Annotated in this window: 13 protein-coding genes and 2 pseudogenes; 12 read left to right on the top strand and 3 right to left on the bottom strand. The window is 69.6% G+C overall.

Annotated elements, in window-relative coordinates; translation table 11 throughout:
- The first annotated feature begins 28 nt into the window (after positions 1 to 28).
- The 8 genes and pseudogenes from ruvX (at position 29) to aroB (ending at position 6778) form a co-directional block, all read left to right on the top strand.
- Positions 29 to 526, top strand: a complete 498-nt coding sequence (gene ruvX / locus ACEWX3_RS16625; protein WP_373889048.1) for a Holliday junction resolvase RuvX — start codon at positions 29 to 31, stop codon at positions 524 to 526.
- Positions 519 to 1766 (top strand): endolytic transglycosylase MltG, encoded by a 1248-nt coding sequence (gene mltG / locus ACEWX3_RS16620; protein WP_374157115.1) that lies wholly within the window; start codon positions 519 to 521, stop codon positions 1764 to 1766. The genes ruvX and mltG overlap by 8 nt, the downstream gene beginning before the upstream one ends.
- A gap of 60 nt (positions 1767 to 1826) precedes the next feature.
- Entirely contained in the window at positions 1827 to 2648 is an 822-nt protein-coding gene (locus ACEWX3_RS16615) for a shikimate dehydrogenase (RefSeq protein WP_221357041.1), read from the top strand.
- A 148-nt stretch (positions 2649 to 2796) separates the two neighbouring features.
- A complete protein-coding gene (locus ACEWX3_RS16610; RefSeq protein WP_374157114.1) occupies positions 2797 to 3237 on the top strand; it encodes a prepilin peptidase in 441 nt (146 codons plus the stop codon).
- 40 nt (positions 3238 to 3277) lie between these two features.
- Positions 3278 to 3775 (top strand): DUF3237 domain-containing protein, encoded by a 498-nt coding sequence (locus tag ACEWX3_RS16605; RefSeq protein WP_374157113.1) that lies wholly within the window; start codon positions 3278 to 3280, stop codon positions 3773 to 3775.
- 44 nt (positions 3776 to 3819) lie between these two features.
- Positions 3820 to 5037, top strand: coding sequence for a chorismate synthase (gene aroC / locus ACEWX3_RS16600; protein WP_207066446.1), 1218 nt, complete (start codon positions 3820 to 3822; stop codon positions 5035 to 5037).
- A pseudogene (locus ACEWX3_RS16595) lies at positions 5037 to 5537 on the top strand (shikimate kinase); the annotation flags it as partial. The gene aroC and the pseudogene ACEWX3_RS16595, both read left to right, overlap by 1 nt.
- Positions 5538 to 5698: 161 nt before the next feature.
- A complete protein-coding gene (gene aroB, locus ACEWX3_RS16590) occupies positions 5699 to 6778 on the top strand; it encodes a 3-dehydroquinate synthase (RefSeq protein WP_374157112.1) in 1080 nt (359 codons plus the stop codon).
- Positions 6779 to 6787: 9 nt separating this feature from the next.
- On the opposite strand, the gene ACEWX3_RS16585 is transcribed toward aroB, so the two are convergent.
- The gene (locus ACEWX3_RS16585) at positions 6788 to 7381 is read right to left on the bottom strand and encodes a B-4DMT family transporter (RefSeq protein ID WP_207066443.1); all 594 of its coding nucleotides are present in this window, start codon (positions 7379 to 7381) and stop codon (positions 6788 to 6790) included.
- Between the two features lie 33 nt (positions 7382 to 7414).
- Here ACEWX3_RS16585 and ACEWX3_RS16580 point away from each other — a divergent pair, with 33 nt between their 5' ends.
- The 4 genes from ACEWX3_RS16580 to ACEWX3_RS16565 all read left to right on the top strand — a co-directional run bounded on the left by ACEWX3_RS16580 (position 7415) and on the right by ACEWX3_RS16565 (position 10877).
- The gene (locus ACEWX3_RS16580; protein WP_374157111.1) at positions 7415 to 8500 is read left to right on the top strand and encodes an aminopeptidase P family protein; all 1086 of its coding nucleotides are present in this window, start codon (positions 7415 to 7417) and stop codon (positions 8498 to 8500) included.
- 21 nt (positions 8501 to 8521) lie between these two features.
- On the top strand, positions 8522 to 9085 hold the full coding sequence (gene efp / locus ACEWX3_RS16575) for an elongation factor P (protein WP_152516995.1): 564 nt from the start codon (positions 8522 to 8524) through the stop codon (positions 9083 to 9085).
- Positions 9086 to 9159: 74 nt separating this feature from the next.
- Positions 9160 to 9633, top strand: a complete 474-nt coding sequence (nusB, locus tag ACEWX3_RS16570) for a transcription antitermination factor NusB (protein WP_152516996.1) — start codon at positions 9160 to 9162, stop codon at positions 9631 to 9633.
- Positions 9634 to 9653: 20 nt separating this feature from the next.
- A complete protein-coding gene (locus ACEWX3_RS16565) occupies positions 9654 to 10877 on the top strand; it encodes an alpha/beta hydrolase family protein (protein WP_374157110.1) in 1224 nt (407 codons plus the stop codon).
- 20 nt (positions 10878 to 10897) lie between these two features.
- Here ACEWX3_RS16565 and ACEWX3_RS16560 read toward each other — a convergent pair.
- Positions 10898 to 12182, bottom strand: a pseudogene (locus ACEWX3_RS16560) (DUF222 domain-containing protein).
- A 39-nt stretch (positions 12183 to 12221) separates the two neighbouring features.
- Complete coding sequence (locus tag ACEWX3_RS16555; protein ID WP_374157109.1) at positions 12222 to 13427, bottom strand: serine hydrolase domain-containing protein; 1206 nt, start codon at positions 13425 to 13427, stop codon at positions 12222 to 12224.
- Positions 13428 to 13490: the final 63 nt, after the last annotated feature.

Below are 13490 nucleotides of genomic sequence, written 5' to 3'. Positions count from 1 at the left end.
GGTGGCCGCGACGAACGACCCTGACCGGGTGCCTGACCGGCCGGGTGATCCGCACTGCCCTGACCCTGGACCGGGGCGCCGCCTCGGCGTCGACGTCGGCACCGTCCGCATCGGTGTCGCGGTCAGCGATCCGGGCGCGGTCCTGGCCACCCCGGTGGAGACGGTGCGGCGGGATCGGCGTTCGGGGGCGCATCTGCGCCGGCTGGCCGCGCTCGTCGACGAATATCAGGTCGTCGAGGTCATCGTCGGGCTGCCCCGCACGCTGGCCGATCGAGCGGGCTCCTCGGCCCGGGACGCGATCGAGGTGGCCGATGAGCTGTCCGGCCGCATCGCGCCGGTGCCGGTGTGGATGGCCGACGAACGGTTCACCACGTTGACTGCGCAACGATCATTGCGTGAAGCTGGGGTCCGCGCCCGCGGTCAGCGCTCGGTGATCGATCAGGCGGCGGCAGTGGGGATTCTGCAGAACTGGCTGGACCAGAGGCGAGCGGCAGCAGCCGCGCACGGAGAGGTCACCGATGACTGACGATTGGGCCAGCGACCGCGCCGAACCGCTGGCGGTGGGACCGCCGCGAAACCGGATGACCCGCCGAGAGCGTGCCCGGGCCGCCCGCTACCGGCGCAGGCGCCGGACCGCCGCGGTGCTCGCGGTGGGCGTGCTGATCGTGGTCGCTATCGGTGCGGTGTTCCTGGGTTCGCAGCTCTGGCACTCTCTGTTCGGCGGCTCGGCCGACGACTACGCCGGTGACGGCGTCAACGACGTCGTCATCCAGGTTCACGAAGGCGACTCCACGACGGTGATCGCCCAGACTCTGCGCGACAGCAACGTGGTCGCGACGGTGTCGGCGTTCGTCACGGCCGCCGACGGCAACTCCGCCATCTCGGCAATCCAGCCCGGCTTCTACAAGGTCCGCACCGAGATCCCGGCCGCCGATGCGGTCGAGCGCCTCGCCGATCCCGCGAACCGGGTGGGCAGGCTGGTGATCCCGGAAGGCCGCCAACTCGACGACGTGCGCGACGTCAAGACGAACGCCGTGACCGACGGAATCCTGACACTGATCTCCGATGCGTCGTGTGTGGATCTCGATGGCGAACGTCGCTGCGTGTCGGTCGACGACCTGCGCAACGCCGCTGCCGCGCTGCCGCCCGAGGCGCTCGCGGTGCCCCAGTGGGCGGTAGCACCCGTGCTGGCGATGGGCCCCGACCACCGCCGACTGGAGGGCCTCATCGCCCCGGGCACGTGGAACGTCGACCCGTCGGCTCAGCCACGGGACATGCTCGGCGCGCTGATCGCCGCCGGCAGCGAGGTGTACGAGCAGAACGGCCTGCTCAACACGGCGACGTCGCTCAACATGACCCCTTACCAGGTGCTGACCGTCGCCTCGCTGGTTCAGCGCGAGTCCACCCCGGAGGACTTCGCCAAGGTGGCCAGGGTGATCTACAACCGGCTGGCGGAGCAGCGCACGTTGGAGTTCGATTCCACGGTGAACTACGCGCTGGACCGCATCGAGGTGGCCACTACCGACGGGGACCGCTCGCAGGAGACGCCGTGGAACACCTACCTGCGCCCCGGCCTGCCGGCCACCCCGATCTGTTCGCCGGGCCTGCCGGCACTGGCTGCCGCCGAGGCGCCCGCGCCGGGAGACTGGCTGTACTTCGTGACGATCGACATGCAGGGCACCACGCTGTTCACCCGCGAGTACGAGCAGCACCTGGCCAACATCGAGCTGGCGAGGCGAAACGGTGTGCTCGATTCGGCGCGATGAGCCGCTGCGCCCCACCACGCCGCCGCGCGAGCAGCTGTCGATGACGAGCCGACCGCACCGATGAGCGGCCCCGGCGGCGCCCGGCGGGCCGCGGTGCTCGGTTCTCCGATCGCCCACTCGCGGTCCCCGCAGTTGCACCTGGCGGCCTACCGGGCGCTGGGCCTCGACGACTGGACATATGACCGCATCGAGTGCACGGGTGAGCAGCTGCCTGCCGTGGTGGGCGGGTTCGGCCCGGAGTGGGTCGGGGTGTCGGTGACCATGCCGGGCAAGTTCGCGGCGTTGCGGTTCGCCAGCGAGGCCACCGAGCGGGCCCAGCTGGTGGGATCGGCCAACACGCTGGTCCGCTTCTCGGGTGGGTGGCGTGCCGACAACACCGACGTCGACGGGGTGCGTGGCGCGCTGGCCGGCGTGCGGACCGCTGAGCGGTGCATGGTGGTCGGCTCCGGCGGAACGGCCCCGGCGGTGGTGGTCGGCCTTCTCGAGCTCGGCGCCCGACGGATCACCGTGACCGCCCGCAACGCGGAGAAGGCCGCGCCGTTGGTGGACCTGGCGCGCCGATGCGGCGTGGAGGCGCGGTTCTGCGATGTCACCGGCGCACGTCTGGCCGACGAGGTGGCCGGCGTCGATGTTGTGGTGAACACGGTGCCCGCGGACGCTGTGGCGCCTTACGCGCCGATCCTGTCGGCGACGCCGTGGCTTCTCGACGCGATCTACGACCCGTGGCCCACCCCGCTCGCGGCTGAGGTGGCGGCGCGGGGAGGTGGGGTGGTCAGCGGGCTGGAGATGCTGCTGAACCAGGCCTTCAGTCAGGTCGAGCAGTTCACCGGGTGTGTGGCCCCCCGCGATGCCATGCGGGCGGCCTTACGCGCGCCGGACTGACCGGTGGCCGGCGGGGACGCCGGACTGACCGGCGGCCGGCGGGGGTCGTCGAGCTGGACCGGCGGCCGGCGGGGGACGTCGAGCTGGACCGGTGCTCGGCCGGGAAAAGGTGCGTCGCACCGCCCGGCGTGTGACTTAGCCTGAGCGGATGGGGTCGACCGGGGGAGTGCTGGTTGCCCTCGCCCTGTCTGCGTGGCTGATCACGTTGAGCGCGTTCGACATCCGGCAGCGGCGACTGCCCAACGTGCTCACCCTTCCCGGTGCCGCGATCGTCCTCGCCGGCGCGGCGATCGCCGGCTACGGGAGGGGTGCGACGCTCGGGGCTGCCGCACTGTTCGCGGCGTACGCCGCCGTGCATCTGATTGCGCCGGCTGCGATGGGCGCCGGAGACGTCAAGCTGGCCATCGGGGTGGGTGCGTCGACCGGAGCCCTCGGTCCCGACGTGTGGGCGCTCGCCGCGCTCTTGGCTGCGGCACTGACCATGGGCTGGGCGGCGGTGCTGCTCGCGACACGTTCGGACGCGACAGTGCCCCACGGTGTTTCGATGTGCGTGAGCGCAGCCGCGGTGCTCTGGCTCGTGTTGCCCTGAGGTACTTGCCACTTCCGGCGGCCGAGCGCATCATCTAAGTATGTCTGACTATACTCAGATCGTGGCCGACGGGCTGCCACTCGTCTCGGCCCTGCCGGTCGAGCATCTGTTCGACATGCGGGTCGACCTGGAACCCGTTCAGTTCATCCCGACCCCGGTCGGAACCAGGATGACTTTCGTCACCACCGGCGGGGCGGTCGATGGTCCCCGGCTGCGCGGTGTGCTGCGGCCCGGGGGCGGTGACTGGGTGACCCTCGGTGCGGACGGTATCGGCCGCGCCGACGTACGCGCGACCATCGCGACCCACGACGGGGTGTTGATCCATCTCGAGGCGCGCGGCGTCATCGCAGTGCCGTCCGACGGCCTGGCACGGCTCGCCGACGGCGAGGCGTTGCCGTTCGCGCAGACCTATGTCCGGACGACCCCCCGCTTCGAGACGTCCGACGAGCGCTACGAATGGCTCACCGGGGTCACCGCCGTTGCCTACAACGCCCTTCTTCCGGATCGCGTCGACTACCGGGTGTATCGCGTGCTCTGATCCGCGCGTGGGTCCGGTGTGGTCGTCGTGCGAAAATGGGACACGTGTTGCGATGGACGACTGCAGGCGAATCCCACGGCCGTGCGTTGGTGGCCATGGTCGAAGGCATGGTCGCCGGCGTTCATGTGACCTCCGACGAGATCGCGGACCAGCTGGCCCGCCGTCGACTCGGCTACGGCCGTGGTGCCCGGATGAAATTCGAACAGGACCAGGTCACGATGCTCGCCGGTGTCCGGCACGGCGTGACCCTCGGTGGCCCGATCGCGATCGAGATCGGCAACACCGAGTGGCCGAAGTGGGAGTCGGTGATGGCGCCTGACCCGGTGGATCCGACGCTGCTGGCCGACAGCGCGGCCCGTAATGCGCCGCTGACCCGCCCCCGCCCCGGTCATGCCGACTATGCGGGCATGCTGAAGTACGGCTTCGACGACGCCCGCCCGGTTCTCGAGCGCGCGAGCGCCCGCGAGACGGCCGCCCGGGTGGCTGCCGGCACCGTTGCCCGGGCGTTCCTGCGTGAGGCGCTGGGGGTCGAGGTGGTGTCGCACGTCATCTCCATCGGCGCGTCCGACCCCTATGACGGCCCACCGCCGCGGGCCGCGGATCTCGCGGCGGTTGACGCCAGCCCGGTGCGGGCCTTCGACAAGGCCGCCGAGGAACGAATGATCGCCGAGATCGAAGCCGCCAAGCGGGACGGCGACACGCTCGGCGGTGTGGTCGAGGTCGTCGCGCACGGACTCCCGGTCGGACTGGGTTCTTTCACCAGTGGCGACAACCGCCTCGACAGTCAGCTGGCCGGAGCGGTCATGGGCATCCAGGCCATCAAAGGTGTCGAGATCGGCGACGGATTCGAGACGGCGCGCCGGCGAGGCAGCGTCGCCCACGACGAGATCTATCCCGGCTCCGACGGCGTCACCCGCTCGACCAACCGCGCCGGCGGTCTCGAGGGCGGCATGACCAACGGCCAACCGGTGCGGGTGCGCGCCGCGATGAAGCCCATCTCGACGGTGCCACGCGCCTTGGCGACGGTGGACATGTCCACCGGCGAGGAGGCCGTCGCGATCCATCAACGTTCCGACGTCTGTGCGGTGCCCGCCGCCGGCGTCGTCGTCGAGACGATGGTTGCCCTGGTGCTGGCACGCGCCGCGCTGGAGAAGTTCGGTGGTGACTCGCTCAGCGAGACCCGGGCCAACATCGACAGCTACCTGCGCTCCGTGGCCGCCCGTGAGCCTGCCGGCGCCGATGCGGCGCGGGCCTCGGGCTGATGGCTCCGAAAGCCGTGCTGGTCGGCCTGCCCGGTTCGGGCAAGTCCACGATCGGGCGGCGCTTGGCCAAGACGCTTGGTCTGGAGATGCTCGACACCGACGCCGCCATCGAGAAAGCCACCGGCCGCACGATCGCCGACATCTTCGGCACCGACGGTGAGGCGGAGTTTCGCCGCATCGAGGAATGCGTGATCCGCGATGCGCTGGCCAACCACGACGGGATCCTGTCGCTCGGCGGCGGGGCCGTCACCACCCCGGGGGTCCGCGAAGCGCTGGCCGGTCACACGGTGGTCTACCTCGAGATCAACGCGGCGGAGGGGGTGCGCCGCACCGGTGGCTCGACGGTGCGCCCCTTGCTGGCCGGCGGCGACCGCGGGGAGAAGTTCAAAGCACTGATGAGCCAACGGGTTCCGTTGTATCGGCAGGTGGCCACGATGCGGGTGAACACCAACCATCGCAATCCCGGTGCCGTCGTGCGTCACATCGTGAACCGCCTGGAGAATTCCGCGTCGCGGCCGGACCGGCGCCGTCGGCGCCCGGCGTGGCGCCGCGCTCCGTGGTCGCTGACCGCCGCCCCGTCCACCGAAGCGCCGCCCAGTCCGGCCGCGGTGGCCGCCAAGAAGGGCCGCGGCTCCTCCTCCTGCTCACGAAAGGACAGCCCGTGACGGAACCGGTGACGGTGGACGTCCGCACCGACCCGCCTTACCCGGTGATCATCGGTACCGGTCTGCTCGGCGACCTGGCCCGCATCCTGGAGGGCCGGCACAAAGTGGCGATCCTGCACCAGCCCGTCCTCGCGCAGACCGCCGAGGCGATCCGTGCCCACCTCGCCGAGAGGGGCATCGACGCGCACCGCATCGAGATCCCCGACGCCGAAGCGGGCAAGGAGCTGCCCGTGGTCGGTTTCATCTGGGAGGTACTCGGCCGCATCGGACTGGGCCGCAAGGACGCCGTGGTCAGCCTCGGCGGCGGAGCCGCGACCGACGTGGCCGGATTCGCCGCTGCGACGTGGCTGCGCGGCGTCGACATCGTGCACATCCCGACCACGCTGCTGGGCATGGTCGACGCCGCGGTGGGCGGCAAGACCGGTATCAACACCGACGCGGGCAAGAACCTCGTGGGGGCATTCCATCAGCCGGCTGCCGTGCTGATCGACCTGGCCACGCTGGAGACGCTGCCGCGCAACGAGATCATCGCCGGCATGGCCGAGGTCGTGAAGGCCGGGTTCATCGCCGACCCGGTGATCCTGGACATGATCGAGGCCGATCCCGATGCGGCCCTCGACCCGACCGGCCCGGTGCTGCCGGAGCTGATCCGGCGTGCCGTCGCGGTGAAGGCCGACGTGGTCGCCGCGGACGAGAAGGAGTCGCAGCTCCGGGAGATCCTCAACTACGGGCACACGCTGGCCCACGCCATCGAGCGTCGTGAGCGCTACCAGTGGCGCCACGGCGCCGCCGTGGCGGTAGGGCTGGTGTTCGCTGCCGAACTGGGCAGACTGGCCGGCAGACTCGACAACGAGACCGCCCAGCGGCACCGATCGATCCTGGAGGCGTTGGGGCTGCCGGTGACCTACGACGCCGACGCGCTGCCGCAGCTGCTCGAGGCGATGCTCGGGGACAAGAAGACCCGGGCCGGGGTGCTGCGCTTCGTGGTGCTCGACGGGTTGGCCAAACCCGGCCGGCTGGAGGGGCCGGACCCGTCGCTGCTGGCGGCGGCGTATGCCGAGGTGGCTCGCGGGTAGCTGGTCAGCTCAGTTGTCGCGCCTGGTCTGATCGTCCTCGGCCACCGCGATCGGGGAGGTGTGCGGCTCGGCCTCCGCGCCACTCTGCGCGGTGGTGTGGTTGTCGTCGCGGTCATCGCGCACCGCGGCGAACACATCGGTGTCGGCCCGGTCGTCGTCCTCGCGGCGACGTTCCATCGGCGGCGCCTTGCGGTCGACGAGCCAGTGACCCAGGCCCACCCCGACGATCGCGCTGAGGAAGACCAGCAGCGCGGTGAACGCCGCGAAGGTGGTCAGCTCGTTGAGCAGGCCCTCGACGTAGAGGTTGTTGTAGAACAGCCCGATGAACCAGGCCACCGCGCCGCTGACCACACCGGCGAACAGACCGGCCAACAGCCACGTCATCGCCAGGTCGGCCCGGCGTTCCGGGTCGGGGTTCTTCTTGGCGTCCGAGCGGCCGTCGACGTAACCCCACAGCAGGGCGACAACCGCGTACGCGGCGACCAGGATCGCGCTGATCATCGTCGCCCGGGTCTCCCACACGTTGATCATCGCTCCCTGGAGTAACCGGACGATCACCATCAGGGCGGCGAACATCAGTCCGCGCAGCAGCCACTTGCTCATGGGGCCTCACCTTAGCGAGTAGCGTCGTGCGCTGTGACGATTTCCCAGCGCCGTGACCGGTTACGGCAACGTCTGGTGGACGCCGAACTTGATGCCATGCTGGTATCGGACCTGATCAACGTGCGTTATCTGTCCGGATTCACCGGCTCCAACGCGGCCCTGCTGGTGCTCGCCGAACACGAAACGCCGGTGCTGGCCACCGACGGCCGCTACCGCACCCAGGCCGCGCATCAGGCACCTGACGCCGAGGTGGTGATCGAGCGTGCCTGCAACCCGCATCTGGTCGGGCGGGCCGCTGCCATGGGAGTGCGCCGACTCGGCTTCGAAAGCCACGTGGTGACCGTCGACGCGTTCGCCACGTTCACGCGCGAGGCAGGGGAGCGCTGCGAACTGCTCCGGGCGGCCGGCACCGTCGAAGGGCTGCGCGAGGTGAAGGATTCCGGCGAGCTGGCGTTGCTGCGGCTGGCCTGTGAGGCCGCCGATGCCGCGCTGACGGACCTGGTGCAAAAAGGCGGGTTGCGTCCGGGCCGCAGCGAGAAGGAGGTCCGCAACGACCTCGAGGCGCTGATGCTGGTGCACGGTGCCGACGGCGCGTCGTTCGAGACGATCGTCGCGTCGGGAGCGAATTCCGCCGTTCCCCATCACCGGCCCACCGATTCTGTGCTGGCTGCCGGTGACTTCGTCAAGATCGACTTCGGTGCTCTGGTCGCCGGCTACCACTCGGACATGACCCGCACGTTCGTGTTGTCGCCGATCGCCGACTGGCAGCGCGACATCTACGAGTTGGTCGCCACCGCTCAGCGCGCCGGCCGGGAAGCTCTGGCCCCGGGGGTGGCGCTCAAGGATGTCGACGCCGCATCGCGCCAGGTCATCGTCGAGGCGGGATACGCCGAGAACTTCGGCCACGGCCTCGGTCACGGCGTGGGTCTGCAGATCCACGAAGCGCCGGGAATCAACGGGGCGGCCGCCGGTACACTGCTTGCTGGCTCCGCGGTGACCGTCGAGCCCGGTGTCTACCTACCCGACCGTGGTGGAGTCCGCATCGAGGACACGCTGGCGGTCACCGGAGACAGCCCCGAACTACTCACCAGGTTTTCCAAGGACCTGGTCGTCCTCTAGAAGCTAGGAGTACAACCCACCGTGGCAACGACCGCCGACTTCAAGAACGGGCTCGTCCTGCAGATCGACGGCCAACTGTGGCAGATCGTCGAGTTCCAGCACGTCAAGCCCGGCAAGGGCCCGGCCTTCGTGCGGACCAAGCTGAAGAACGTGCTGTCCGGCAAGGTCGTCGACAAGACGTACAACGCGGGGGTGAAGGTCGAGACCGCAACCGTGGACCGCCGCGATGCCACCTTCCTCTACCGGGACGGCTCGGACTTCGTGTTCATGGATTCCGAGGATTTCGAGCAGCATCCGTTGCCGGATTCACTCGTCGGCCGGCTGGCCGACTTCCTGCTGGAGAGCATGCCGGTGCAGATCGCGTTCCACGACGGTGCGCCCCTGTACCTGGAACTGCCGGTGACGGTCGAGCTGGAGGTCACCCACACCGAGCCGGGGCTGCAGGGTGACCGGTCCAGCGCGGGAACCAAGCCGGCGACCGTCGAGACCGGTGCCGAGATCCAGGTTCCGTTGTTCATCAACACCGGTGACAAGCTGAAAGTGGATTCGCGCGACGGCAGCTACCTGGGAAGGGTCAATGCCTGACACCTGGGCGAGCGGAGCGCAGCGGAGCGACGGGGTCGTTGTCCTGGGCGAGCGGAGCGTAGCGGAGCGACGGGATGGCTGACCGCAGGGGTGATCGCGGGCGGCACCAGGCCCGTAAGCGGGCCGTCGATCTGCTGTTCGAGGCCGAAGCCCGCGGCATCACCGCGGCCGAAGTGGCCGACGCCCGTAATGCGCTGTCCCACCATCAGGCCGACGTGGCGCTGTTGAATCCCTACACGGTGACCGTCGCACGGGGCGTGACCGAGCATGCCGCCCACATCGACGACCTCATCGCGACGCACCTGCAGGGGTGGACGCTGGACCGGCTGCCCGCCGTCGACCGCGCCATTCTGCGCGTGGCGGTGTGGGAGCTGCTGCACGGCGTGGATGTGCCCGAGCCCGTCGCGGTCGACGAGGCGGTCGAACTGGCCAAACAACTCTCGACCGATGAGTCACCCGGCTTCATCAACGGCGTGCTGGGCCAGGTGATGCTGGTGACACCTCAGATTCGGGCGGCCGCCCAGGCGGTGCGGGGCACCGGCGAATAGTTTCCGCGGGAGGAGATCGCGTGACCGATACCACCGTTCGCAGCAGTACGCGTGTCACCGGCTTCGACGATCCTGAGCTCGATTTCCAACTCCTGCGCCAGCTGGGGTCCGCCTGCTATGGCGGCGCCTCGATCGGTGAAACGCTGGCGGTGGCGGCACGGATTCGAGAAGCCGGACCGCAGGCGTGGTCCGAGGAGTTCGCGGCGCTCGCCGAGCGGCAACGCGCTGATGCCGATCAGCGGGCGGCAGACGGCCATCACCTCAGCGCCCGGGAACGTTATCTGCACGCCTCGAACAGTTTCCGTGCAGCCGAATACTTTTCGCCCTTCGGCGACGATCGCCATGTCGAGCTGGGTCTCGCGAGCCGGGCCGCATTCCTGGCCGCACTGGGGCCGGTGGGGGTGGAGGAGATGTGGCTGTCCTGGCGTGGCCAACGCCTGCCGGGATACTGGTTCGTCCCGCCGGGTGCCGCACCAGCGGGACCGACGCTGGTCGCCACGAGCGGGTTCGACGGCACCCTCGAGGAAACCTACTTTCAGATCGGGTTGTCGGCACTGCAGCGCGGCTGGCGGGTGCTGCAGATCTGTGGCCCCGGCCAGATGGACACTGCCCGCACCGAGCCCGCGACGCATTTCGTGCCCGACACCGAGTCCTGGGTCTCGGCGTGGCTCGACCAGATCATCGAACGTCCCGGCGTCGACCCGGACCGACTGGCCCTGCTGGGCATCAGTTTCGGTGGTTACTTCGCGACGAGAGCTGCCGCGCACGACACCCGGGTGCGTGCGCTGGTGGCCAATTCGCCGGTGATCGATCTGCGTGCCTACATGGTGTCGTTTGTCGCCGGGATGGGTGGGGACCCCGCTGAGGTGTTCACCCCCGAGGAGGATTTCAGTCTCGACGACATCGACGAGATCCCCGATGAGGAGATGCCCCCGACCATCAAGGAGATGTCGCGGTCGCTGATCCGGCGATTCGGCCAGACGACATTCCTCGGCACCTTCGAGTATCTGCGACAGTTCACCGTCGACCCCGCCTTGATCGCGTGTCCCGCTTTGGCGTTGGTGGGATCGGGGGAGGGAGGCGAGCCTCTGCGGCAGTACGAGGTATTCGCCGACCAGGCATCCGGTCCGGTGACGAGGCGGATGTTCACCGGCGCCGAAGGCGCCGATACACACTGCCAACTCGGGAATCTGACCCTGTCGAACGCGGTCACGTTGGACTGGCTCGACGCCACGGTGGGCTGACCACCGCGCTCAGCACGAGGCTATGCGGCGTTGAAGGTGATGAGGTCGATGCTCAGGCCGTCTTCGATGATGCTGCGGCGGGTGACGGGGGTTCCGGGGGTTGGTGGGGCCAGGGAGTGGTAGGTCGCGCCGGTGGGGGTGGTGTAGGTGGCGCGGTGGGTGCCGTCGTCATCGGTGGTGGTGACGGTCCAGCCGGGGGCGTTTTTGGCGTAGTTGCAGGTTTCACAGGTGCCCAGGCCGTTGCGCGCGCTGGTGGGCCCCGGCGCGGTCGGGGGTGGCGTGGTCGTGGTGGCGGATCGGGGCGTCGCAGTACGGGGTGCGGCAGGTGCGGTCGCGCACGTCGATGAACCGGGCCAGCCCGGGTGGGAAGAACCGGGCCCGTGATTCCATCGCGACCAGCTGTCCGGAGGTGGGGTGGCGATACAGGCGCCGCAGGGTGGCTTGCGCGTCGGTTTGGGCGGCGGTCGCGGCGTCGGCGAGCAGATGACGGGCCACCGCCGCGGGTATCGGCCCGTAGCCCTGCACCCAGGCGGGGCTGGTGTCGGTACCGAACAGGGTGGTATCGGCCATGACCAGGTTCAGCGCCACCGACACCGGCGCGGCCGCGGAGTCGCCGGTGATGCGTTCGTAGAGGGTGTCGGCCATCACCTGCCCGCGCGAACGCCCATCACAGGTCACGTCGGCCTGGCGTTTCAACGCGGCATACACCCCGACGCCCTGGGCCACGGGCAGCAGCGCGGTGACATAGACCATCGCATCAGGGGCCGGGCGGGTCCACACCGCCCGATCCGCCGGAGCCTTGCGGGCCCGCCCCACGACCGCGGCGGCATCCAACCGGGCGGCGATCGTCGCGGCTTCGGCGGCCACACGCTGATTTCCCCACCCGGTCAGCCGGGTCAGGTCGGCGCACAACTCGGCGTCCAACTCAGCGCGGTGCTCGACACTCAAACAGGCCGACTCGCGCACGATCAGGGTGGCCCGCCACTCCGAGAGCGCCCCGGCCTGCAGCGCGGCCAGGGTGTGGGGCATCTCGTGGGCCAGGGCCCGCGCGAACCCGAGGTGACGGGCCCCGCATACCGGGGCATCGCGGCGCGCCAGGGCGACCTCGCTGGCCAGGCCCTGCCCCCGCCGCGCGGCCGGGATCCCGGCCGCCTTCTCGGCCGCCTCGCGTTTGGCCGCCCACAACGCGGTCGCGCGGGCCTGCGCGGCGGCCGCCGCGGATTTCAGGTGCTCGCAGCGCTCCACCAAGGCGCGCAGCTCAGCCTCCGACGCGACCGCATCGATATCGAACACACTTTCGAACACGAGACCGACGCTACACCCCGCCACCGACAAGGTACGTCGCTACAACTCCAGGGCTTCGTAGGTTCGTCGCACGAACTTGGGCTGTGCGGTCTGCAGCTTGGCCAGCGACGTGTTGCCGGCGACGGCCGCCGCGGCATCGACGGTGAGATTCGGCATGTTCTGGATCAGGTAGATCAGGATGGCGTCCGCGGAGGGATCGGCCTGCCACCACGTGCCGTAGGCGCCCGGCCACGAGAAGCTGCCGAGCCCGCCGGGGCCGAAGAGCTGACGTGACTTGGCCGGGTCGGTGACCACGGACAGATTCAACCCGAAACCGCGCCCGATCCAGAACGGTGCCCCGAGGAAGTCCTGTCGCTTCTGCTCGTCGGTCAGCCGATCCGTCCGCATCGACGCCACCGACTGCTCCGAGAGCACCCGCACCCCGTCGACGCTGCCGCCGGCCAACAACATCCGCGCGAACCTGAGATAGTCGTCGACGGTCGACCACAGCCCGGCTCCGCCCATGCAGAACGGGGGGTCCGTGATCGGTGCCGGCCCCATCACGTCGTGACGCAACGTCGTGTCCGCGTCGAGTTGATACATGGTCGCGGCCCGCCGCCGGCCGGTGCTCCCCACGCTGAAACCGGTGTCCGTCATACCCAGGGGGCCGAGAACCCGCTCGGTGAGGATCTCACTCAGGGGCTTGCCCTCCAGGCGCGACATCGCGATGCCGAGCACATCGGTGGCGTGGCTGTAGGTCAGCCGCTCACCGGGCTGATGGGCGAGCGGCAGCTCCGCGAGTTCGGCCAGCCACCGGTCCTGGTCCTGACGAGTCGGCAGCTTGCGGTAGGCGTCGGCGAGCGGTCCCAGCACCGAAAACATGTAGGCGAGCCCACTGCGGTGGGTCATCAGATCCTCCACGGTGATGTGACGCTGCGCGGGCACCGTGCGGTCCAGAGGCCCGCGCGGTTCAGCCAGCACCCGCATGTCGGCCAGTTCGGGTAGCCACGTGGCCACCCGGTCGGTCAGGGTGAGCTTGCCTTCCTCGACGAGGGACATGGCAGCCGCGATCGTGACCGGCTTGGTCATCGACGCGATGCGAAACATCGTGTCTCGCTGCATCGGCAGCCGGGCGTCGACGTCGCGGTGGCCGAGTTCGTTGACCTGCAGCACCCGCCCGCCCTGCCAGACCAGGGTGACCGCTCCGGCCAGCAGTCCCGCGTCGATGGCTTCGTTGATGGATGCCTTGTTGCGGTCGAGGTTCACCCGCCAGAGGCTACCGGTACGGGGCGGTGTCAAAATTGGTGCTAAGCTCCCGGCAGTTTCCGA

This window comes from Mycobacterium sp. G7A2, from assembly GCF_041902445.1.
In the GTDB taxonomy this organism is placed as follows: Bacteria; Actinomycetota; Actinomycetes; order Mycobacteriales; family Mycobacteriaceae; genus Mycobacterium.
This window is presented reverse-complemented; position numbering and strand designations above follow the sequence as displayed.

Coding starts and splice junctions, on each gene's coding strand:
- mltG (WP_374157115.1), top strand. CDS start 519: ATGACTGACGATTGGGCCAGCGACCGCGCCGAACCGCTGGCGGTGGGA.
- nusB (WP_152516996.1), top strand. CDS start 9,160: ATGGCTGACCGCAGGGGTGATCGCGGGCGGCACCAGGCCCGTAAGCGG.
- ACEWX3_RS16585 (WP_207066443.1), bottom strand. CDS start 7,381: ATGAGCAAGTGGCTGCTGCGCGGACTGATGTTCGCCGCCCTGATGGTG.
- ACEWX3_RS16615 (WP_221357041.1), top strand. CDS start 1,827: ATGAGCGGCCCCGGCGGCGCCCGGCGGGCCGCGGTGCTCGGTTCTCCG.
- ACEWX3_RS16610 (WP_374157114.1), top strand. CDS start 2,797: ATGGGGTCGACCGGGGGAGTGCTGGTTGCCCTCGCCCTGTCTGCGTGG.
- ACEWX3_RS16605 (WP_374157113.1), top strand. CDS start 3,278: ATGTCTGACTATACTCAGATCGTGGCCGACGGGCTGCCACTCGTCTCG.